Source organism: Pseudomonas sp. NPDC007930 (genome assembly GCF_042958985.1).
In the GTDB taxonomy this organism is placed as follows: Bacteria; Pseudomonadota; Gammaproteobacteria; order Pseudomonadales; family Pseudomonadaceae; genus Aquipseudomonas.
On record NZ_JBIBKC010000002.1, the window covers coordinates 393,447 to 415,097 of the forward strand.

Below are 21,651 nucleotides of genomic sequence, written 5' to 3' on the forward strand. Positions count from 1 at the left end.
TGGCCATCCTCGATGCCCCTTCATCGAGGAATTACCCCATGTCTGAACTCCCCTTCGCGCAAAGCCACCTGCACGACCTGGCCAAGCTGATCGCCCAGGCCTGCCCCGACCTGCGCGAGCAGGTGCGGGCGCTGGCCGTTGATTTTCTCGCCCAGCACAACCTCGCCAGCCATGCGCCGGAACAGGTGTACTGGCACCGCTTCAATGACCAGGTCAGCGACCCCCAGGCCTTCAGCGGCTGGGTGCACTACCAACCCCCGGCCGAGTCGCTGACGCTGGTGGAGTTGATCATGCAGCGCTTCAACAGCAACGCCCAGGACGCCACCGACGAGCTGGACGTCAGCACCGGCTTTTATACCGTCGGCCCCACCGCCGAGCGTTACGACAGCAGCAACGAGGTGCCACTGTTGCCGAGCGTGTTGCTGGCCTGGCTGTGGAAGATCGACTTCAAAACCGACTTTTTGCGCTATGCCACGGTGTTCTGGGAAGACCACCGCGACGACTACCGGCTGCTGGCCAAGGCGCACTTCATGGGCGAAGTGCTTGAGGAACGCCAGGCCCTGGCCTTGAGCGACGCCGATGCACAGTGGCTGTTCAACGCCCTGGCCGGCGGCGCCAGCGCGCCCCTGACCCTGCCGGTGCTCGAAGAAACCCACAGCGCCGCCGCCGACGCGCGGGTGTACCTGCTGCAAGTGGGCGAATACGTTTCCACCGACATCCTCTGCGCCGAAACGGCCAACGGCGAGCACTTTGTATGGATGCCCGGCGAGGTGAACGCCATCCAGAAGTACAGCTCGCTGGAAGCCCTGCACTGGTGGCTGCTGATGCAGAACAAAGACCCAGAGCCACGGGCGCGGTTCATGCTGCACTTTGCCTTGGATACCCACCTCGAAGGCCGTGGCAGTGGCCTGAACCCGGTGATCGACCTGCTCTACTCCACCTGGGGCCGCAGCGACCGTTCATTGATCCACCACCCTGACCAGCGCCTGGAGGGCGACGCCTTTGCCGCTTTGGCCGAGCAGGCCCGCCTGCGCATGCTCGCCGACGCGAACGCCACCCTGCACAGCAACGCCGAGCAACGGGAGAAAATCTGGCTCGGTTACCTTGGCGCCTTCAACCAGGTGTTCGGCCCGATGGCCGCGGTGGACTGGCCGGTCTCACTGGCGGTGGTCGGCGCGGGCTTGGCCAGCATGGGCCTGAACATCGACCAGGCGGTGCACGCGCCGACTCACGGCGAACGCAAGGCGGCGGTGATCGGCGCGATCACCGCCGGCATCGATGTGCTGTTCAACGGCCTTTACTTGTGGGGTGCCTGGGCCGGCAGCACTGCCGCGGAAGGCACGCTGGAGGGTGAACTGGCCAAGCCACCGGAGCCCGAAGCCAGCGAGCCCCCCGCGGATGCCGAACCCACCGTGCTGCCCGGCATTGACGCACTGCCCGAAGGGCCCATTTACCTCGACACCCCTGAAGCCCTGGTGCCGTTCGAGACCAATGTACTGCTCGATGCCTACAGCGCCGGGACCGAAGGCGTCAGCCAAGGGATCTACGCCCTGCCCGATGGCCAGACCTACGCCAGCGTGGCGGGCAGGGCCTACGCGGTGCGCTATGCCCCGGAGCTGACTACCTGGGTGGTGGTCGACCCGGAAAACCCCTTCTCGTTCCACCGCAGCGTGCCCCTGCGCCCGGTTGGCGATGGCGAGTGGGAGGTGGTACCGCGCCCGGGCCTGAACGGCGGGGGCAAGCTCGACCGCCTGCTGCCCTGGGTACGCCAGCGCCGGCCGGCGGCACTGGTGCCGCGGGTGGCGCAACCTTACGACCTGCCCGCCGAGTACGAAACCGAGCTGGCCGACATCATGACCAAACCGGGGGACAGGCGCCTGGAGGGCTACATCCTGGACCTGGAAAACAGTTCGGACATCGCCACCGCCTTCAGCGACGCGCAAACCCGTTTGACCGCCGATGCTGAGGCATTCTTCAAAGATGTGCAGCCGCAGAGCCACCCCGAAGTCCCCGAGCTTGCGGCGCAAACACCGCCCAAACAGGTGCTCCGCGCCATCTTCGCTCGCAGCCGCGGCTTGGTCATCGGCGAAGCGCATTGGGCGCGGGCACCCAAGCAGCTGTTGATCGAACAGATGGAGCGCATGGCCAAGGAGGGGGTGGATACGTTGTTCATGGAGCACCTGCTCAGCGATGCGCACCAGGCAGACCTCGACCTGTTCCACAGCTCCGGCGAGATGCCAGAACGGCTAGAGCGCTACCTGAAGGTGCTGGACACCGGCCAGAACACCGACCCTACCGGCCGCTATACCTTCGCCAACGTCGTCAAGGCGGCGCAGAAGAACGGTATCCACGTGCGCGCCCTGGACTGCGGGGCCAGCTACAAGGTCAGGATCGACCCGTTCAACAACAACGACACCCTGCGCCAGCGGTTGATGAATTACTACGCGCATCAGGTGATCAGCAGTGAGCCACCAGTGGGCAAGTGGATTGCGCTGGTCGGCAACAGCCACACCGACGTTTACCTGGAAGTGCCCGGCTTGGCCGACCTCGAAGGGGTGATCAGCCTACGCGCCGAGGATGTTCCACCAGGTACCGCGGGGGGCTTCAGCGCGGACCCAGGCGGCATCGTGCTGCACGGCGAAGAGCCAGGGGTGCTGCTCAAAAGCGACCTGCGGTTTCGCGCGCCCTTCGCCGATGAACGCAGTAGCCGCCTGCTGGCAGTGCCACCCGCTGAAAAACTCACCCAGCCCGGGCAATTCGTGCTGGTCGACGACGGCAGCCAGCTCCAGCTCATCCATCGTGATCGCACCGGCGAGCTGGTGTACACCCCGGTGGAGCGCTATGGCACGCAGTACACCCTGCAACGCCCGCAGTGGTCGCAGATCAGCGGCCGGCGCTTCGATACCCTTGACGCGTTATTCGTTGCGCTACGCCAGCGTGGCCTGAAGCGGGTGCTGTAGGCGCGGCGGCTCAGGCCCCCGCGCCGCGGCGCTGCTTGAAGAATGCGCTCAACACCTGCCCGCACGCCTCGGCCAGCACCCCGCCCTCCAGCATCGGCCGATGGTTGAGGAACATCTGGTCAAAAAACCGCCCCTGACTGTGCGCCACGCCAGCCTTGGGCTCGCTGGCGCCAAACACCACCCGGGCGATGCGCGAATGCACGATCAGCCCGGCGCACATGCTGCAAGGCTCGAGGGTGACGTACAGGGTGGTACCTGGCAGGCGGTAATTGCCCAGCGCCTGGGCCGCGGCGCGGATGGCGACCATCTCGGCATGGGCGCTGGGGTCATGGGTGGTGATCGGGCAGTTGAAGCCCTGGCCGATCACCGCGCCGCCCTGCACCACCACCGCCCCCACCGGCACCTCGCCCACGCTGGCCCCCTGCTCGGCCAAGGCCAGGGCATGTTGCATGAATTCATGATCGCGGCTGCGGTCGACGATGAACGGTTGGCGCATCAGGAAACCTCTATGGCGGCCATCAGGCCGGTTTCCATGTGATCGATCACATGGCAGTGGAACATCCACGTGCCGGGATTATCCGCTACCAGCGCCACTTGGGCACGCTCGTTTCGCCCGAGCAGGTAGGTGTCGGTGAAGTACGGCTCGATCGCGCGCTTGTTCGACCTCAACACCTTGAAGCTCATGCCGTGCAGGTGAATGGGGTGCTGGTACTGGGTCAGGTTGCGCAGCTCGAGAATGTAACTGTTGCCTTGCTTGAGGCGGGCGATGGGGCGCTCGGCGCAGGTTTTGTCGTCGATGTCCCAGGCCACGCCGTTCACCTGCCACAGGCTCGGCGCCTTGCCCTGGGCGGTGCCGACCGACAGCTTGCCGGCCCATTCGAAGTTGAAGGCCAGGGTTTCGGCGTTGGCGAGGTCCGGCTCGGGCAGCGGGTTGGGCGGCAGCGCCGGTGGCCAGGCGTGGCCGGCGCCAGTGCCGGCCACCGCGCGGAAGCTGCCCAGCCGCACTGGGCCATCGCGCAGCGCCAGCACCTGCCCCGCGGCGGGGGCGCGCAGCGCCAGGCACAGGCGCATGCCGGGGCCCAGCCAATACTCCTCGGTGAGCGGCCTGGGGCTGACCGGGTTGCCATCGATGGCATAGATGCGCGCCTCGAAGTCACCCTTGAGGTTGATGCGGTAGGTGGCGGTGTTGTCGAGGTTGAGCAGGCGCACCCGGGTGATTTCACCGGCGGGCAGGTCGATGCTGCCCAGCGGCACGCCGTTGATGCTGCTCAGGCGGCCGAGGGTGCCATTGCGCGCAGCCTCGCGGGCGATGCTGAACGGCAGGAAGGCGCCCTGCTCGTCGACATGCCAGTTCTTCAGGCAGACCGTGCGTTCATGGGCGAACCCGGTGGGCGCGCGCTCCTCGACGATCAGCGGCGCCACCAGCCCACGGCCCAGTTGCTCGGCGCTGCTGACGTGGGGGTGGTACCAATAGCTGCCGGCATCCGGTACGCGGAAGCGGTAGTCGAAGTACTCGCCCGGCAGCACCGGCATCTGCGACACGTAGGGCACGCCGTCCATCTCCAGTGGCAGGCGGATGCCGTGCCAGTGCACGGTACTGGCCACCGGCAGGCGATTATGGAAGCGCACCCGCAGCCAATCGCCTTGGCGCACCCGCAACTCGGTGCCTGGGGCACTGGCACCGTAGGCCCAGGCCGGGGTGCTGAACCCGGGGACCAGTTCGACGGCCTGCGGCGCGGCCACCAGCTCGTGGTCGAACCCCGGGCCGGCGCCGGCGAACCAGCGCCGGCCGAGCACGCCACCCGCGGCGGCGGCGCCGAGGCCGGCGGTGGCGATGATCATCTGGCGCCGCGTAACGGCCATGGCTCCCCCTGCGGGCATTGGCTAGGCGCGCAAGGATATAGACCGAGGCGAGAATGATTAACACCTCTACACATCAGGTAACAATCACACCGCGGGGTTAGCCTCGAACAACCCGCGCACCGCGCCAAGAATGGCATCGGCCAACGCCGGGTCGGTTTTCGCCACCCCCCGCGCCGCGGCGATGGCGCCGATCTGCGCGGCCACCACGGCGTAGCTCAGGCGCTGCCGCTCGGCGGCCGGCAGGGCCGGGTTGAGGGTGGCCTCCAGTGCCCCGGCCATGCCCAGAAAGCCTTGGGTGAAGCGCGCGCACACCGCCTCGCCCTGGCGGCCGATCTCGCTGGCCGAGGCGGCCAACGCACAGCCGCCGCCAAGGCTGTCACGCATGCGCGGGGAGAACAGAAAATCCAGGTAACCGGCCAGGCTCGGCGCATCCCCCACCGCCTGTTGCATCGCCGCCTGGCCTTGCTTCAAGCCTTCGCCCAGCGCAGCGGCGGCCAGCGCCTCCTTGGAGGGAAAGTGCGCGTACAAGGCGCCGTGGGTCAGCCCGGCCGCGCGGGCGATGTCTGCCACCCCTACGCCGTCGATACCGTGTTCACGAAACAACTGGCTGGCCGCCTGCAACAGCGCGTCACGGTTCTGCGCGGCCTTTTCCTTCGATACCCGCATGGCTGGCTCCAAAAATAGTCGGGTTGATTTTAGTGGCGACCACCACTAATGTCATTAACATTGTGATCACAACCAAAACCTGGAGGCTCACCATGCGCTACACCCTGTTTGGCAAACACACCGGCCTGCGCGTGTCGGAACTGGTGCTCGGCGCCGGCAACTTCGGCACGCGCTGGGGCCACGGCGCCGAGCCCGAAGAAGCCGGGCGCATCTTCAATGCCTACGCCGAGGCCGGCGGCAACTTCATCGATGCCGCCGACAGCTACCAGTTCGGCCAGGCCGAAGAGATCCTCGGCGAGCTGCTCAAGGGCCGCCGCGACGAGTTCGTGCTCGCCACCAAGTACACCCAGCGCGCCAACCCGCAGGACGGCATCCTCGTCACCGGCAACAGCCGCAAGGCCATGGCCGCGTCGGTAGAGGCCAGCCTGAAGCGGCTGAACACCGACCACATCGACCTCTACTGGGTGCACTACGCCGACGGCGTGACACCGATGGAAGAAATCATGCGCGGCTTCGACGACCTTGCCCGCGCGGGCAAGATCCTCTACGCCGGGCTGTCGGACTTCCCCGCCTGGCGCGTGGCCCGCGCCGCCACCCTCGCCGAGTTGCGCGGCAGCCTGCCGCTGGCGGGGTTGCAGGTTGAGCACAGCCTGGTGCAACGCAGCACCGAGCAGGAACTGCTACCGGCCGGCCAGGCACTGGGGTTGGGTGTGGTGGCGTGGTCGCCGCTGGGCGGCGGGATGCTCACCGGCAAATACCGCCAAGGCGAAAAAGGCCGCGCCGAAGGCTTTGGCGGCAAGGTGTTCCAGGCCGAGAACTCGGCCCAGCGCACGGCCATTCTCGACACGGTCATCAGCATCGCCCAAGGCTTGGGGGTCACCCCTGGTGAGGTAGCGATCGCCTGGGTCGCAGCCCAGGGCGCGCTGCCGATCATCGGCCCGCGCAGCGTGGCGCAACTGCACAGCAACCTGGCAGCGGCCGACGTGCGGCTGAGCGCCGAGCACTTGGCGCAACTCGATGAGGTAAGCCGGATACCGTCAGTGTTCCCCCACTCGATGCTGGAAGACCCGGTAAACCGCCAGCGCAGTACGGGGGGTAAGCTTGAGCGGTTTGATTGGCCGCGGGTGCCGGTGGCCTGAGGGAGGGGGCTTGCGAGCTTGCAGAAAAAGCCCGCGCTGAGGCGGGCTGCAGTTCAGTCAAGCAATCAAAGCGCTAGCTCGAGGGTGAAAAAGCCTTGATTGCTTCAGGCCAGTCTACTGAGCGCATGGTCTGACTGGCCCCTCGCCCGGCTCTGCTGGGCGAGGGGCCCTGAAACGCCCGCACTGAACCATCTATAAACTGCCGAAACCTTATTACGACTCAGACTGCTCAAATGCGTGAGGCTAAGAGGCCTGCCTAATACGGCTAGTTCCGTGTAGCAATGAAACAGGAATATAGAATATCAGCAAAATCATGTTCGCTGATCAGGCCAATTACCAAGTCTCTGACTGCATCCGCCACAAGATCGTTATCCAGGGTGATTTCATAATCATTGAGCGAAAGGTACTCAAGGCCGACCGCAAGCCCAGTGCGCTTGTTAGCGTCAGGCAGTGCATGGCCTCGCGCGATACTGGAAGTATATTTGGCCGCAATTTCAAACACATCGTCGAGGCCATCATAGACGATTGCGTTGTCTATTCGAGCCAAAGCACCTTGCAGGACGGGGATATTTACCGCCCCCGTCATACCAGGTTCGGTAGTCAAGATCCGAGTATTGATCTCAATCACACGCTCAAATGGAAAGAAGATCAACTCCATTACATATCAGCCAGCTTCTTAAAAGTCTTCTTGTGAGTTGCAAGAACGAGTTCAGTTTCTGAGTAAACTATCTGCTTACCTTGGTCACCACTCAAGTCGAGCTTCTTGGTGGCTTTAATTTTAGGCCTGTCCACTATGGATACACCATAGGCGTTCAGCTTGTGGTTCATGGTATGGGTACCCCAGGAAGCTTGATCAATTTCTGCTCACACCGTAGCACACCAAGCGCCAAGAATCACTGAGCCATCGACTGGCTGCTCTGCTCCAGAATATCCAGGTGTGCGAGAGCTATAGCGCTTGGCGGCGGCGACTGCGCCGCGATCTTATATCTGAATTTACCAAACCCAAGAACGCCGAAAGCCCGCATTTACGCGGGCTTTCAGAGTATTTCTTACAACTTGATGCCGGTCTATGCCAGACGCCCAATCACTCCCACTCAATCGTCGCCGGCGGCTTGCTCGACACGTCGTAGGTCACCCGCGAAATACCGTCGATCTCGTTGATGATCCGGCCGCTGACGGTTTCCAGCAGCTCGTACGGCAGGTGCGCCCAACGGGCGGTCATGAAGTCGATGGTTTCGACCGCGCGCAGGGCCACGACCCAGGCGTAACGGCGGCCGTCGCCGACCACGCCAACCGATTTGACCGGTTGGAACACCACGAACGCCTGGCTGACCTTGTGGTACCAGTCGGCCTTGCGCAGTTCTTCGATGAAGATGTGGTCCGCGCGGCGCAGCAGGTCGGCGTATTCCTTCTTCACTTCACCGAGGATGCGCACGCCCAGGCCCGGGCCCGGGAACGGGTGGCGGTAGACCATGTCGTACGGCAGGCCCAGTTCCAGGCCGAGCTTGCGCACTTCGTCCTTGAACAGCTCGCGCAGCGGCTCGACCAGTTGCAGGTTCATTTCTTCCGGCAGGCCGCCCACGTTGTGGTGCGACTTGATCACGTGGGCCTTGCCGCTCTTGGCGCCGGCCGACTCGATCACGTCGGGGTAGATGGTGCCCTGGGCAAGGAACTTGATGTTCTCCAGCTTGCTGGCTTCGGCGTCGAACACGTCGATGAAGGTGCGGCCGATGATCTTGCGCTTCTTCTCTGGGTCCGCCTCACCAGCGAGGTTATCCAGGAACTGCGCTTCGGCATTGGCGCGGATCACTTTAACGCCCATGTTCTCGGCGAACATGGCCATCACTTGCTCGCCCTCGTGCAGGCGCAGCAGGCCGTTGTCGACGAACACGCAGGTCAGGCGGTCACCAATGGCGCGGTGCAGCAGCGCCGCGACCACGGAAGAGTCGACGCCGCCAGAGAGGCCCAGCAGCACGTGGGAGCTACCCACCTGGGCGCGCACCTGGGCGATGGCGTCTTCGACGATGTTCGACGGCGTCCACAGCGCTTCGCAGCCGCAGATGTCGAGGATGAAGCGCGAAAGGATGCGCCCACCCTGCTTGGTGTGGGTCACTTCCGGGTGGAACTGCACGCCGTAGTAGCCGCGGTGGTCATCGGCCATGCCGGCGATCGGGCAGCTCGGGGTGCTGGCCAGTACATGGAAGCCCTGGGGGATCTGGGTGACCTTGTCGCCGTGGCTCATCCACACGTCGAGGCCGAACACGCCGTCATCGTCGATGTGATCTTCGATGCCATCGAGGATGCGGCTTTTGCCGACCACATCGATGCGGGCGTAGCCGAACTCGCGCAGGTCCGAACCCTCGACCCGGCCGCCCAACTGTTCGGCCATGGTTTGCATGCCGTAGCAGATGCCGAACACCGGCACGCCCAGGTCCCACACGGCCTGCGGCGCGCGCGGGCTGTTGGCCTCGTGCACGGACTCCGGGCCACCGGCCAGGATGATGCCGCGCGGGGCGAATTCACGAATGGCGGCATCGCTCATGTCGAACGGGTGCAGTTCGCAGTACACGCCGATCTCGCGCACGCGGCGGGCGATCAGTTGGGTGTATTGCGAACCGAAATCGAGGATCAGGATGCGATGGGCGTGGATGTCGAGGGCCATGGGAGGACTCAGCTGGAGCAGCTTCAAGCTACAAGCCGCAAGTAAAGTTAGGGTACCCAAGTGAAAAGCTGCAAGGGCAAGCACACGGGCGTGGCTTGGCGCTTGCAGCTGATCACTGGCTCGCTGCCGGTGTTAACCGACCCGATAGTTTGGCGCTTCCTTGGTGATTTGCACGTCGTGGACGTGCGACTCAGCCATGCCGGCGCCGGTGATGCGGACGAATTCAGGCTTGGTGCGCATTTCCTGGATGTCGGCACTGCCGGTGTAGCCCATCGAGGAACGCAGGCCACCCATCAGTTGATGGATGATCGCTGCCAGGCCGCCCTTGTAGGCCACGCGGCCTTCGATGCCTTCGGGCACGAGCTTTTCAGCGCCGGCCGAGGAATCCTGGAAGTAGCGGTCCGACGAGCCCTGGGCCTGGGACATCGCGCCCAGCGAGCCCATGCCGCGGTAGGCTTTGTAGGAACGGCCCTGGAACAGCTCGATCTCGCCCGGGGCTTCTTCGGTGCCGGCGAACATCGAACCCATCATCACCGCGTAGGCGCCGGCGACGATGGCCTTGGACAGGTCACCGGAGAAACGAATGCCGCCGTCGGCGATCAGCGGTACGCCGGTGCCTTCGAGGGCCGCGGCAACGTTGGCAATGGCGCTGATTTGCGGCACGCCCACGCCAGCGACGATACGGGTGGTGCAGATCGAGCCCGGGCCGATACCGACCTTGACCGCGTCAGCGCCGGCTTCGACCAGGGCCTTGGCGGCGGCGCCGGTGGCGATGTTGCCGCCGATCACCTGCACCTGCGGGTAGTGTTCCTTGACCCAGCGCACGCGGTCGATCACACCCTTGGAGTGGCCGTGCGCGGTGTCGACCACCACCACGTCTACCCCGGCGGCAACCAGCGCGGCAACGCGCTCGCCGGTGTCCTTGCCGGTACCGACAGCCGCGCCGACGCGCAGGCGGCCCTGCTCATCCTTGCTGGCCAGCGGGTAAGCCTTGGCTTTTTCGATGTCCTTGACGGTCATCATGCCCTTGAGCTGGAAGGCGTCGTTGACGATCAGGACTTTTTCCAGGCGGTGCTTGTGCAGCAACTGGCGAACTTCTTCCTTGCCAGCGCCTTCGCGCACGGTGACCAGCCGCTCGCGCGGGGTCATCACTTCGCGCACCGGGATGTCGAGGCGGGTTTCGAAACGCACGTCACGGGAGGTGACGATGCCGACCAGGTCGCCATCATGCAGCACCGGCACGCCGGAGATGTTGTGCTGGCGGGTGAGCTCGAACAGGTCGCGCACGGTGGCGTCGGCCTCGATGGTGATCGGGTCTTGCACCACGCCGGCTTCGAACTTCTTGACCTTGCGCACCTCGGCGGCTTGCTGGTCGATGGTCATGTTCTTGTGGATGATACCGATGCCGCCTTCCTGGGCCATGGCGATGGCCAGGCGGGCTTCGGTGACGGTGTCCATCGCGGCGGACACCAGCGGAATATTGAGTTCGATGCCCCGGGTGAGACGGGTCTTGAGACTGACTTCGTTAGGCAGAACCTCGGAATAACCGGGTACTAACAGAATGTCGTCGAAGGTCAGGGCTTCTTGGCTGATACGCAGCATCGCGGGGGCTCCCGTGCGGGAAAAATGGAAGCGCGCCATTATACCGATATGGGGCCCGCCACTCAACGAGCGAATCACTATTCCAGCTCTACGGTGACCGCGCGTACCTTGAAGTCCAGCCGTTCGGCGAACGCCGCGACGAACGCGGGCTTGAACACCGCCTCGCCCCAGCCGTTGAAAATGAACCCCAGGTTGGAAAACCCGCACGGCTGCAAAAACAGGAAGCCGTTGATATCGTCCTCGAAACCGCACAGCGGGCACATGAAGTTATCGGTATCGCCTGGGAACCACTCATCCAGGCTCTCGAACAGCGGTTCGCCCACTTCGCGCCGGCAATGCGGGCAACCGGCCTCTTCGAGAAACCCCTTCGCCGGGGTGAAGATGCAACGCTTGGTGATGATTTGCAGGCCATTGACCGCCTGGCCGAAGGGCAGCCGCTCCGGGTGCTCGACCACCCGCCGCGCGCCCTCGGCGATGCAATAGGCCATGCGGTTGCCGGCCAGCCCGCAGGTGGTGGCCTGGCTGTCGACGATGTTCTTGTGGATCAGCCAGCGCAACATGCGCCCAGCCACGGCTTCGTGGGCGGGCACGCTGGAGATTTGCGGTACGAGGATAGCTTGGTTTGCCATGGTGCCTGCAGGTGCTTCGGAAAAACCGCCGCAGTCTAGCATTGTGCTCGGCGGCAGGTTTTCTTCTATGATGCCGCCATGATGAACGATCCCTTTGCCAGGCTGGGCCTGGACCGCGAAGTGCTCACCGTGGGCCAACTCAACAACCGCGCGCGCCTGCTGCTCGAGGACGTGTTCGGCAACGTGTGGGTCGAAGGCGAGATTTCCAACCTGGCGCGGCCGGCGTCGGGCCATGTGTACTTCACGTTGAAAGACGCCAACGCCCAGGTGCGCTGCGCGTTGTTCCGGCAGAACGCCGCGCGGGTGCGCCAGGCGCTGCGCGAGGGCCTGGCGGTCAAGGTGCGCGGCAAGGTGTCGTTGTTCGAGGGCCGCGGTGACTACCAACTGATTCTCGACTCGGTGGAGCCCGCGGGCGACGGCGCCCTGCGCCTGGCGTTCGAAGCCCTGAAAGAGAAGCTGGCCGCCGAGGGGCTGTTCAGTACCGAGCGCAAGGTCGCGCTGCCCGCGCACCCCAAGCGCATCGGCATTGTCAGCTCGCCCAGCGGCGCGGTGATCCGCGACATCATCAGCGTGTTCCGCCGCCGCGCGCCGCAGGTGGCGCTGACCCTGGTGCCCACCGCCGTGCAGGGCCGCGAAGCGATCGGGCAGATCAGCCGGGCGATTGCCCTGGCCGACCGCGCCGGCTTCGACGCGATCATCCTGGCCCGTGGCGGCGGCTCGCTGGAAGACCTCTGGTGCTTCAACGAAGAAGACGTGGCCCGCGCCGTGGCCGCCTGCGTGACGCCGATCGTCAGCGCCGTGGGCCATGAAACCGACGTGTCGATCAGCGACTTCGTCGCCGATGTGCGCGCGCCCACCCCCTCGGCCGCGGCCGAACTGCTCGCCCCTGACAGCTCCGAACTGGTGCTGCGCGTGCAAAGCCTGGAACGCCGCCTGCTGATGCGCATGCGCGGCCGCCTGGCCCACGAGCAATTGCGCCTCGACGGCCTCGCCCGGCGCCTGCGCCACCCCGGCGAGCGCCTGCGCCAGCAAGCGCAACGCCTCGACGACCTCGACATGCGCCTGCGCCGCGCCCTGGAGCGCGCCCAGGCAGCCCGCCGCCAGCGCCTGGCGCAGTTCGCCGCGCGGCTGGCGGCGCAACACCCCGGGCGCGCCGTCGCGCTGCTGCGCCAACGCCTCGACGTGCTTGCCCAGCGCCTGCCCAAAGTGATGAACGACCAACTCAAGGCGCGCCGCCAGCAACTGCAGGCGCAAGCGCAAACCCTGCACGTGGTCAGCCCGCTGGCCACCCTCGGGCGTGGCTACAGCATCCTGCTCGACGACCGTGGCCATGCCATCCGCCGCGCCGAGCAAGCGCCACCCGGGCAGCGCCTGACCGCGCGCCTGGGCGAAGGCGAACTCACCGTACGGGTGGAAGACAACCACCTGGCCCCCGTGACCCTCTCATTGCTGGACTGACCATGCCCCGCCTGCTGTGCATCGCCCTCCTCTGCCTGGCCACCTGGCCCGCGCTGGCCGACAGTTACCTCACCCGCCAACTGAACCGGCCAGTGCCCGGCGGGGTGGCGGTGCTCGCCCTCGGCGAAGGCAGCCGCGCGCCTCAGGTGTTCTTTGATGGCAAACCGGTGCTGGTGGTCAAGGAGCAGGCCACCTGGCGCGCCGTGGTCGGCTTGCCGCTGAGCCTCAAACCCGGCGCCCAACAGGTACAGGTAAAAGACGCGGCAGGCGAACGCAGCCTCGGCTTCAGCGTGGGCAGCAAGCGCTATCCGGAGCAGCGCATCACCCTGAAAAACACCCGGCAGGTGAACCCCAACCCCGATGACCTGACCCGCATCAACCGCGAACTGGCCGAACAAACCCGCGCCTACCAGAGCTTCAGCCTGGGTACGCCGAGCAACCTGCTGCTCGACAAACCGGTGAGCGGGCCACTGTCGAGCCGCTTTGGCGTGCGCCGGTTCTTCAATGGCGAAGAGCGCAACCCCCACGCCGGGCTGGATTTTGCCGTGCCGGCCGGTACGCCGATCAAAACGCCGGCCGCTGGGAAGGTGATCCTGATCGGCGATTACTTCTTCAATGGCAACACGGTGTTCGTCGACCATGGCCAGGGCTTTATCAGCATGTTCTGCCACATGTCGAAAATCGACGTGCAACCCGGGCAGGTGCTGGCCCGTGGCGCGGTGGTCGGCCGGGTGGGCGCCACTGGCCGGGCGACCGGGCCGCACATGCACTGGAACGTGAGCCTGAACGACGCCCGCGTCGACCCGGCGATTTTCATCGGTGCATTCCAGCCCTGAGGGGTTACCAGCGCAGTAGCCGCGGCCCGGCCAAAGCGCCCGCGAGTGTAGGCAGCAACATGCCCAGTACATACCAGGCCCCCCAGAAGGGTGGCGCCATCTCCGGGCAATGCAAGCAGTACACCGTGGTGGCCATGGCGCTCGCCAGCAGGCCGCCGGCTGCCCCAGCCAAGCGCGGGCGGGTAGGCGCCAGCCCGCGCAGAGCCCAGAACACCCCGATGAAGGTGGGTACCGACAACAACAGGATGTTGAACGGGCAGGTGCGCCACGTGTGCCCCAGCACCAGGCTGGCGCGCTCGCCGGCAGGCACACCGAGCAGGGCCAGCGCCGCCGCCGCCCACACCGCCAGCAGTGGCAATGCCAGGCACGGCCAGGCGGCGCCACCGGCCACCCCCGGGCGGCCCAGGCGGCCCACCAGGCATAGGGCGATCGCCGCCAGGCTCAGCGGTAACGCGGCCTTGGCCCAGAACAGCGGCGTGGCGGCGACCTGGGCCAGGTCGGCGCGCACGCCGAACAGCGCGGCCATCAGTAGCGCTGCCGCCAGCCCTCCGCACAGCAAGCCCAAGGCGAAGCGCCTGGCCTGCCCGCGGCGGTCAACGCTGCCGCTACCGCTGGCGAGCAGGGCGATCAGCTCATCGGTGTTCATGGATGCTTCCCTCGAATCAGTTTCGCCAGCGCCTTGAGCCCGCGGTGTATGCCCACCTTTACGGCCGAGCCGGACATCCCGGTCAGTCGTGAGGTTTCTTCCACCGACAGCCCCTCGAGCTTCACATGAATGATCGGCAGCCGCTGGCGCTCTGGCAGGTGCTCGAGCAGGCGGCCCAGGTCACGGCTGGCCTGGGCCGGCTCGGCGAGCTCTGCCGCGAACAGGTCGTCGCCCTCCTCCAGTGGCTGCTGCAGCGCCTCGCGGCGCGCGTAGTGGCGCAGGTGATCGAACAGCTTGTAACGGGCAATCGCTTGCACCCAGGCGGTCAGCGGCTGCTCCGGGCGGTAGGTATGGCGGGCATTGTGCACCGCCAGCAGTACCTCCTGCAGCAGGTCTTCGACCTCCTCGGGGCGCCGTGCCAGGCGCCGGCGCAAAAAACCGCGCAAGTGCCCACCCAACGCGGTGAGAAATACCTGGTATGCCTGAGCGTCGCCGTCCATGGCGCGCAATAGCAGTTGCTGAAGCTCACGCTCTCGCGCTTCCAGTTGGGCCTGACCGGTAATTCGTTCCATCGGCAGCTCGGGTTACCTTGCAGTCGGATTTTTTTACCCACCCCCGTCCTTGGTGGTGGCGGCGAAGGCTGAAACTGCCGGCTGGCGTGAGGCCCGTCAAGCCACAGTTGGGCAAGTGCGAATTTTTTTGCCAACGCTGTGTAACCGTTTTGCACCGCGCAGCGAATAGAGGGTTGGGCGCTGGTATTTCACTGGCCGCCACCCTTCCTTTCAGGAGCATGTTCATGAAAGCGTTCGCCCTCACCACCGCCGCACTGGCTCTGGCCTCCCTCTCCGCCGCCGCAGTCGCGGCAGACCAGCCCGCTGCCAGCGGCGCGATGGAAAAATGCTACGGCATCGCCATGGCAGGCAAAAACGACTGCAAGGCCGGCGCCGGCACCTCCTGCGCAGGCACCTCGAAAATGGACTACCAGGGCAACGCCTGGAAGAACGTTCCGGCCGGTACCTGTACGTCGATCAAAACCCCTAACGGCATGGGTTCGTTGACCCCGATCAAGTCCTGATCGGCAGCATGGCCATGCCAGCACAGCAGCCACTCACCGCCGGGTTAGGCCTGAAGGCCGAACATTACACCGAAGCCCTGGCTTGCCAGGCACCCGGGCTGTGGTTCGAGGTGCACCCTGAGAACTACCTCGTGGGTGGGCCCCGGCTGGCATGGCTAGAGCGGGTGGCTGAACGCCACCCGCTGTCCCTGCACGGCGTGTCATTGTCATTGGCCGCCGATGCGCCCCCTGATCTGGCCCACCTTGAACGGCTCAAGGGCCTGGCCGAACACATTCAGCCGGCGCTGGTTTCGGAACATCTGGCATGGTCCACCTGGCGCGGCCACTATCACCCTGACCTGCTGCCCTTCCCGCGTAGCCACTACGCCTTGCGGCGGATCAGCGAAAACATCCAGCGTACCCAGGAGGCACTGGGGCGCCGTATTGCAGTGGAAAACCCCAGCCACTACCTCAACGTGCCCGGCCATGACTGGGACGAGGTCGAATTCCTCGCCGAGCTGGCGCGCCGCACCGGTTGCGGCCTGCTGCTCGACGTGAACAACGTCTACATCAGTGCCCACAACGTGGGCGTGGAGGCCGGTGAATACCTCGACCGCTTCCCCGCCGCCGCGGTGATGGAGGTCCACCTGGCCGGGCACCATCGGGACGCCGCCAGCGGCCTGCTGATCGACTCGCACAGCGCGCCGGTCAGCCAGCCGGTCTGGGCCCTTTACGAACGGCTGATACGGCGTATTGGCGGCCGGCCCACGCTGATCGAACGCGACGACGCACTCCCGGCATTCACAGCGTTGCTCGCCGAGCGCGACCACGCCCACAGCCTGCTCGGGCAACCCCCGGAGGCGCCATGAGCAGCCCTCTGCAACAGTTCCAGGATGCCTTTGTCGCGGCCCTCGAAGGCGCGCCCGGTACCCTCGCGGGCATCACCGAACAACCCGGCTTCGCGGTGTATCGCAACACCGTGCTCAAAGGCCGTATCGACGCCTTGTGCGCCAACTTCCCGGCCGTGGAGCGGCTCACCGGCCGAGACTGGCTGGCAGGCGCCGCCGCCATCCATGCGCGGCAAACACCCCCCAACGATGCCCGGCTGGTGTTCTACGGGGAACAGTTCCCCGCTTTTCTCGACCAGTTCGAACCGGCCCGTGCCCTGCCCTACCTGGGCGCTGTGGCGCGGCTTGACCAACTCTGGCGCGAAGCCTTCACCGCCCCCCACCAGCCGAGGCTCGCCCTGGTGGCGCTGGCCAGCCTTCCCGCCAGCGAGCTGGGCGGCCAATGCTTGCGGCCCGCGGCGAGCACCCGCTGGCAGTGGTTTGCCGGGCAGCCGATCTACACCCTTTGGCACTGCAACCATCAAGGGCTGCCCTTACCCGAGCCGCTGCCCTGGCAGGGTGAGGGCGCGCTGTTCGTGGGGCACCCCGAGCAGGTTTGCGTACAGCCCTTGTCGGCGGGGGGCTGCGCCTTTCTCGAGGCCTGCGCCGGCGGCCATTCGCTGGATCACGCCAGCACCTACGCCTTGCAGGTAGAACCCACGCTGGATTTCACCCCACTCATGGCCAACCTGGCCAATGCGGGCGCGCTAGCCGCCCTCGATACCTAAGGAGCCCCCATGCACACCGCCCATGCGCCACAACGCTCATTCGGCCTCGCAGGCCGCCTGCAATCACTGTTGGGAGACAGCCTCCTGTGCGCAGTCGCCCGGCTTGGCATCGCCTCGGTTTTCTTCCTGTCCGGGCGCACCAAGGTCGAGGGCTGGCTCACCATTACCCCCAGCACTTTCGACCTGTTTCGCACCGAATACGCGCTCCCACTGATCAGCCCCCTGCTCGCCGCGCACCTGGCCACCTACGCCGAGCATGTGTTCCCCCTGCTCCTGGTGCTGGGGCTGGCTACGCGCTTCGCGGCCTTGGCACTGCTGGTGATGACCGCGACCATTCAAGTGTTCGTGTACCCCGACGCCTGGCCCACCCATTTGACCTGGGCCGGCCTGCTGCTATTGCTGGTGGCCCGGGGTGGCGGCGGCTGGGCCCTCGACCGGCTGATCGCCGGGCGCCGCTGAAGGAGGCTGCCCGCCGGCAAAGGATTCGCTAAGATGCTTACCCATTGCCCCTGCGGCCGCCCCTTTCTGGAGCCCCCATGCCCCGCGACGACGACGCTGCCCCCAACGGCAGCGCCCCCATGATCCCCGAGCAGCGCCGCGAGCAAATGCTGCGGGCGTTGCGCAAGCACCAGGTGCTGAGCGTGCATCAGTTGATGGAGATGTTCGACTGTTCCCACATGACGGTACGCCGCGACATCGCCCTGCTCGAGCAAAGCGGCCGCGCCTACTCGGTAACCGGCGGCGTGCGGATCGTCAGCCAGGTGCACAGTGAGCCCAGCCACCAGTCCAAGGCCGTGGTCGAGCTGCCACAAAAGCAGGCGATGGCGCGCTTGGCCGCCGGGCTGCTACACCCCGACATGACCGTATACCTCGACGCCGGCACCACCACCCTGGAGATCGTCCCGCACATCGTGGCGTTGTCTGGGATGACCGTGGTAACCAACGACTTCGGCGTGGTTGCCGCCTTGGCCGATGCCACCCATGTGGAGGTGATCCACACCGGCGGCCTGCTCGACCACCCGAACCGTTCCTGCGTCGGCGGCCTGGCCGCGGCCACCCTGCGCCAATTGGCGACCGATGTGGCGTTCATGTCCACCAGTTCGTGGGACTCCAAGCGTGGCACCACCACCCCATCCGCCCTGAAGGTCGAGGTGAAACAGGCAGCAATGCAGGCCGCCTCGCGCTGCGTGCTGGTCGCCACCAGTTCCAAATACGGGCTGTTCGGCATGTATCGGATTGCCCGGCTCGAAGAGTTCGACACCATCATCACCGACGGCGCCCTGGCCCAAGCGGCCGCGGATGGGCTGCGTGCCCAAGGTGTGGAATTGCTTCTGGCTTGACACTTTCGCAAGGTTTCTAGGCCTTGGGCCCGATACCGCCGGGCCAAAGGCCTCACTCCCTAAACAGATACCCACCGCCAAGCTTGCCTGGCAGTGCGCCAGCGCACGCCTGCCTTTTGCCCCAGATCACCTTGCCGAATGTTAACTTTTGTTAAATGAAAAAATAGCTTCACACCATCCGCTCACTGGAGCATAGTAAATTAACAAATAACCACATCGCCCGGATGCCGGTGCCCTGCCTGGCAACCCTTCGAGGAGAGACGAATGGACAACAAGAACATTGGCGTCATTGGCCTGGGTGCCATGGGCCTGGGCATTGCCCGCTCGTTGCTGCGCAGCGGCTTCAACGTACATGCCTGCGACGTACGCGCCACCGTGGTGGAGCAGTTCGCCAGCGAAGGCGGCGTGGCCTGCGCCAACCCGGCCGCCCTGGCCGCGGCCTGTGACGTGGTGATCACCGTGGTGGTCAACGCCGAGCAAACCGAAACCGTGCTCTATGGTGAAAACGGCGTGGTCGCCGCCTTGCGCCCCGGCAGCCTGGTGATTGGCTGCGCTACCGTTGCGCCGACCTTCGCCATCGAACTGGGCAAGCGCCTGGGCGAGCAGAACATTCATTACCTCGATGCGCCAATCTCGGGTGGCGCGGCCAAGGCTGCCGCCGGGCAGATGACCATGATGACCTCCGGCCCTGCCGCCGCGTACGCCAAGGGCGACGCCGTGCTGGCTGGCATGGCGGGCAAGGTGTACCGCCTGGGCGACGCCCACGGCCAAGGTTCGAAGGTCAAGATCATCAACCAACTGCTTGCCGGCGTGCACATCGCCGCCAGCGCCGAAGCCATGGCCCTGGGCCTGCGTGAAGGCGTTGACCCAGATGCCCTCTACGAGGTGATCACCAACAGCGCCGGCAATTCGTGGATGTTCGAAAACCGCGTGCCGCACATTCTCAAGGCGGACTACACGCCGCTGTCGGCGGTAGACATCTTCGTCAAAGACCTGGGCCTGGTCCTGGATACCGCCCGCACCAGCAAATTCCCGCTGCCACTGTCGGCCACCGCCCACCAGATGTTCATGCAAGCGTCCACCGCCGGCTTTGGCCGTGAAGACGATTCGGCCGTGATCAAGATCTTCCCGGGCATCGACCTGCCCACCGCCAAGCCCGACAGCGAGTAAGCCATGAGCACTTCATCTCCGCGCCCGCTGCTGGGCTGCATCGCCGATGACTTCACCGGCGCCACTGACCTGGCCAACATGCTGGTCCGCGGCGGCATGCGTACCGTGCAGAGCATTGGCATTCCCGCTGAAGGCGACCTCGCCTCGCTCGATGCCGACGCCATCGTGATCGCGCTGAAATCGCGCACCCTCCCGGCCGTCGAGGCGGTCGAGCAATCGCTGGAAGCGCTGGCCTGGCTGCAGGCGCGTAGTTGCGAGCAGATTTTCTTCAAGTACTGCTCCACCTTCGATTCCACCGAGCGCGGCAACATCGGCCAGGTCAGCGAAGCGCTGCTGCAGGCCCTGGGCAGCGACTTCACCCTGGCCTGCCCGGCCTTCCCCGAGAACGGCCGGACGATTTTCCGTGGCCACCTGTTCGTGCAAGACCAACTGCTCAACGAATGCGGCATGCAGAACCACCCGCTCACGCCGATGGCCGATGCCAACCTGGTGCGGGTACTGCAGGCGCAAACCCCGCTGAAGGTTGGCCTGTTGCGTTACGACGCGGTGGCCCAAGGCGCCGCGGCCGTGCGCGCACGCATCGAGCAACTGCGCGCCGAAGGCGTGAGCATGGCGATCGCCGACGCGGTTTCCGACGCTGACCTCTACACCCTGGGCGAGGCCTGTGCCGGCCTGCCGCTGCTGACCGGTGGCTCCGGCCTGGCGCTGGGCCTGCCCGGCAACTTCCGCGCCGCCGGTAAGCTGCGCGACATCGACGCCGCCGAGCAGGCCGCGGTCGCCGGCGGCGAAGTGGTATTGGCCGGCAGCGCCTCGATCGCCACCAACGGCCAGGTCGCGGCCTGGCTCGAAGCCGGCCGCCCTGCCCTGCGCATCGACCCGCTGGCCTTGGCCGATGGCCAACCGGTGGTCGAGCAGGCCCTGGCATTTGCTCAAGCCGCCGGGCAAACCGTGCTGATCTACGCCACCAGCAGCCCCGATGAGGTCAAGGCCGTGCAGGCCAAGCTCGGCGTGGAACGGGCCGGTGCCATGGTCGAAGAGGCCCTGGGCCAGATTGCCAAGGGCTTGTACAACGCCGGCACTCGCCGCTTTGTGGTGGCGGGGGGCGAAACCTCCGGCGCGGTGGTCCAGGCGCTGGGCGTCAGCCTGCTGAAAATCGGCGCGCAGATCGACCCGGGCGTGCCAGCGACCGTCAGCAGCGGCGCCACGCCGATCGCCCTGGCGTTGAAGTCGGGCAACTTCGGCGGCCGCGACTTCTTCAGCAAAGCGCTGAGCCAACTGGCAGGGGGTCGCCAATGAGCACCGAAAGCACCCTGCGCGAAGAAATCTGCGAGATCGGCAAGCTGCTGTTCGGCCGCGGCTACACCGTGGGCAGCGCCGGCAACATCAGCGCCCGGCTGGACGACGGCTGGCTGATCACCCCCACCGACGCCTGCCTGGGCCGCCTCGACCCGGCCGCCATCGCCAAGGTCAACCTGGCCGGTGAGTGGGTGTCTGGCGCCAAACCGTCGAAAACCCTGGCCTTGCACCGCCAGGTGTACGACCGCAACCCCGGTGTGGGCGGCGTGGTGCACACCCACTCCACGCACCTGGTGGCACTGACCCTGGCCGGGGTTTGGCGGCCCGATGACATCCTGCCGCCGATCACCCCCTACCAGGTGATGAAGGTCGGCCACATTCCGTTGATCGCCTACGAACGCCCCGGCTCGCCCAAGGTGGCCGAACAGGTGGCGCTGCTGGCCAACCAGGTGCGCGGGGTGATGCTCGAGCGCTTGGGCCCGGTGATTTGGGAAAGCTCGGTGGCTAAGGCCGCCTACGCCCTGGAAGAACTGGAAGAAACCGCGCGCCTGTGGCTGATGAGCAACCCCAAGCCCGAACCCCTTGGCGCAGAAGCCCTGGAAGACCTGCACCAGGCCTTCGGCGCCCGCTGGTAAACCCTGACTGCTGACGCTGCCGCCGAGGCCTGAAGGCCCCGGCACCCGGCCTGGCCGGAAAACAATAACAACAGGAGAAC

Annotated in this window: 22 protein-coding genes; 12 read left to right on the forward strand and 10 right to left on the reverse strand. The window is 65.8% G+C overall.

What is annotated here, in order from left to right:
- Positions 1-38 precede the first annotated feature (38 nt).
- Positions 39-2,960 (forward strand): dermonecrotic toxin domain-containing protein, encoded by a 2,922-nt coding sequence (locus ACFZCE_RS06260; protein ID WP_390937064.1) that lies wholly within the window; start codon positions 39-41, stop codon positions 2,958-2,960.
- Positions 2,961-2,970: 10 nt separating this feature from the next.
- On the opposite strand, the gene tadA is transcribed toward ACFZCE_RS06260, so the two are convergent.
- From tadA to ACFZCE_RS06275, 3 genes are all read right to left on the reverse strand, one after another.
- Complete coding sequence (gene tadA / locus ACFZCE_RS06265; RefSeq protein WP_390937066.1) at positions 2,971-3,456, reverse strand: tRNA adenosine(34) deaminase TadA; 486 nt, start codon at positions 3,454-3,456, stop codon at positions 2,971-2,973.
- Positions 3,456-4,823 carry a multicopper oxidase domain-containing protein gene (locus tag ACFZCE_RS06270; protein WP_390937068.1) on the reverse strand — a complete coding sequence of 456 codons (1,368 nt, stop codon included), beginning with the start codon at positions 4,821-4,823 and terminating at the stop codon, positions 3,456-3,458. Before ACFZCE_RS06270 ends, tadA begins: the two co-directional genes overlap by 1 nt.
- Positions 4,824-4,907: 84 nt before the next feature.
- Positions 4,908-5,489 (reverse strand): TetR family transcriptional regulator, encoded by a 582-nt coding sequence (locus ACFZCE_RS06275; protein WP_390937070.1) that lies wholly within the window; start codon positions 5,487-5,489, stop codon positions 4,908-4,910.
- A 92-nt stretch (positions 5,490-5,581) separates the two neighbouring features.
- Here ACFZCE_RS06275 and ACFZCE_RS06280 point away from each other — a divergent pair, with 92 nt between their 5' ends.
- A complete protein-coding gene (locus ACFZCE_RS06280; protein WP_390937072.1) occupies positions 5,582-6,628 on the forward strand; it encodes an aldo/keto reductase in 1,047 nt (348 codons plus the stop codon).
- Positions 6,629-6,893: 265 nt separating this feature from the next.
- Here the strand turns inward: ACFZCE_RS06280 and ACFZCE_RS06285 are convergent, their stop codons facing one another.
- The 5 genes from ACFZCE_RS06285 to ACFZCE_RS06305 form a co-directional block, all read right to left on the reverse strand.
- On the reverse strand, positions 6,894-7,286 hold the full coding sequence (locus tag ACFZCE_RS06285; RefSeq protein WP_390937073.1) for a type II toxin-antitoxin system death-on-curing family toxin: 393 nt from the start codon (positions 7,284-7,286) through the stop codon (positions 6,894-6,896).
- Positions 7,286-7,456, reverse strand: coding sequence for an acetyltransferase (locus tag ACFZCE_RS06290; protein ID WP_390937075.1), 171 nt, complete (start codon positions 7,454-7,456; stop codon positions 7,286-7,288). Before ACFZCE_RS06290 ends, ACFZCE_RS06285 begins: the two co-directional genes overlap by 1 nt.
- Positions 7,457-7,712: 256 nt before the next feature.
- Entirely contained in the window at positions 7,713-9,290 is a 1,578-nt protein-coding gene (gene guaA / locus ACFZCE_RS06295) for a glutamine-hydrolyzing GMP synthase (RefSeq protein WP_390937077.1), read from the reverse strand.
- A gap of 132 nt (positions 9,291-9,422) precedes the next feature.
- Entirely contained in the window at positions 9,423-10,892 is a 1,470-nt protein-coding gene (gene guaB, locus ACFZCE_RS06300; RefSeq protein WP_390937079.1) for an IMP dehydrogenase, read from the reverse strand.
- A gap of 77 nt (positions 10,893-10,969) precedes the next feature.
- Entirely contained in the window at positions 10,970-11,521 is a 552-nt protein-coding gene (locus tag ACFZCE_RS06305; protein ID WP_390937080.1) for a sugar ABC transporter ATPase, read from the reverse strand.
- 78 nt (positions 11,522-11,599) lie between these two features.
- Between ACFZCE_RS06305 and xseA the strand changes: the two genes are divergently transcribed.
- The gene (gene xseA, locus ACFZCE_RS06310) at positions 11,600-12,979 is read left to right on the forward strand and encodes an exodeoxyribonuclease VII large subunit (protein ID WP_390937082.1); all 1,380 of its coding nucleotides are present in this window, start codon (positions 11,600-11,602) and stop codon (positions 12,977-12,979) included.
- Between the two features lie 2 nt (positions 12,980-12,981).
- Entirely contained in the window at positions 12,982-13,815 is an 834-nt protein-coding gene (locus tag ACFZCE_RS06315; protein WP_390937084.1) for a peptidoglycan DD-metalloendopeptidase family protein, read from the forward strand.
- A 4-nt stretch (positions 13,816-13,819) separates the two neighbouring features.
- Here the strand turns inward: ACFZCE_RS06315 and ACFZCE_RS06320 are convergent, their stop codons facing one another.
- Both ACFZCE_RS06320 and ACFZCE_RS06325 read right to left on the reverse strand, forming a co-directional pair.
- The gene (locus ACFZCE_RS06320; RefSeq protein ID WP_390937085.1) at positions 13,820-14,461 is read right to left on the reverse strand and encodes an NrsF family protein; all 642 of its coding nucleotides are present in this window, start codon (positions 14,459-14,461) and stop codon (positions 13,820-13,822) included.
- Positions 14,458-15,033 (reverse strand): sigma-70 family RNA polymerase sigma factor, encoded by a 576-nt coding sequence (locus ACFZCE_RS06325; protein ID WP_390937086.1) that lies wholly within the window; start codon positions 15,031-15,033, stop codon positions 14,458-14,460. The genes ACFZCE_RS06320 and ACFZCE_RS06325 overlap by 4 nt, the downstream gene beginning before the upstream one ends.
- Before the next feature lie 224 nt (positions 15,034-15,257).
- On the opposite strand from ACFZCE_RS06325, the gene ACFZCE_RS06330 reads away from it, so the two are divergent.
- From ACFZCE_RS06330 to ACFZCE_RS06365, 8 genes are all read left to right on the forward strand, one after another.
- Entirely contained in the window at positions 15,258-15,536 is a 279-nt protein-coding gene (locus ACFZCE_RS06330; RefSeq protein ID WP_390937088.1) for a DUF2282 domain-containing protein, read from the forward strand.
- 14 nt (positions 15,537-15,550) lie between these two features.
- A complete protein-coding gene (locus tag ACFZCE_RS06335) occupies positions 15,551-16,384 on the forward strand; it encodes a DUF692 family multinuclear iron-containing protein (protein WP_390937501.1) in 834 nt (277 codons plus the stop codon).
- Complete coding sequence (locus ACFZCE_RS06340) at positions 16,381-17,130, forward strand: putative DNA-binding domain-containing protein (RefSeq protein WP_390937090.1); 750 nt, start codon at positions 16,381-16,383, stop codon at positions 17,128-17,130. Before ACFZCE_RS06335 ends, ACFZCE_RS06340 begins: the two co-directional genes overlap by 4 nt.
- A 9-nt stretch (positions 17,131-17,139) precedes the next feature.
- Entirely contained in the window at positions 17,140-17,589 is a 450-nt protein-coding gene (locus ACFZCE_RS06345) for a DoxX family membrane protein (protein ID WP_390937091.1), read from the forward strand.
- Between the two features lie 77 nt (positions 17,590-17,666).
- Complete coding sequence (locus ACFZCE_RS06350) at positions 17,667-18,470, forward strand: DeoR family transcriptional regulator (protein ID WP_390937093.1); 804 nt, start codon at positions 17,667-17,669, stop codon at positions 18,468-18,470.
- Positions 18,471-18,677: 207 nt separating this feature from the next.
- Complete coding sequence (ltnD, locus tag ACFZCE_RS06355) at positions 18,678-19,640, forward strand: L-threonate dehydrogenase (protein ID WP_390937503.1); 963 nt, start codon at positions 18,678-18,680, stop codon at positions 19,638-19,640.
- 3 nt (positions 19,641-19,643) lie between these two features.
- Positions 19,644-20,936 carry a 3-oxo-tetronate kinase gene (otnK, locus tag ACFZCE_RS06360; protein WP_390937096.1) on the forward strand — a complete coding sequence of 431 codons (1,293 nt, stop codon included), beginning with the start codon at positions 19,644-19,646 and terminating at the stop codon, positions 20,934-20,936.
- Positions 20,933-21,571 (forward strand): aldolase, encoded by a 639-nt coding sequence (locus ACFZCE_RS06365; protein ID WP_390937097.1) that lies wholly within the window; start codon positions 20,933-20,935, stop codon positions 21,569-21,571. The genes otnK and ACFZCE_RS06365 overlap by 4 nt, the downstream gene beginning before the upstream one ends.
- The last annotated feature ends 80 nt before the right edge of the window (positions 21,572-21,651 follow it).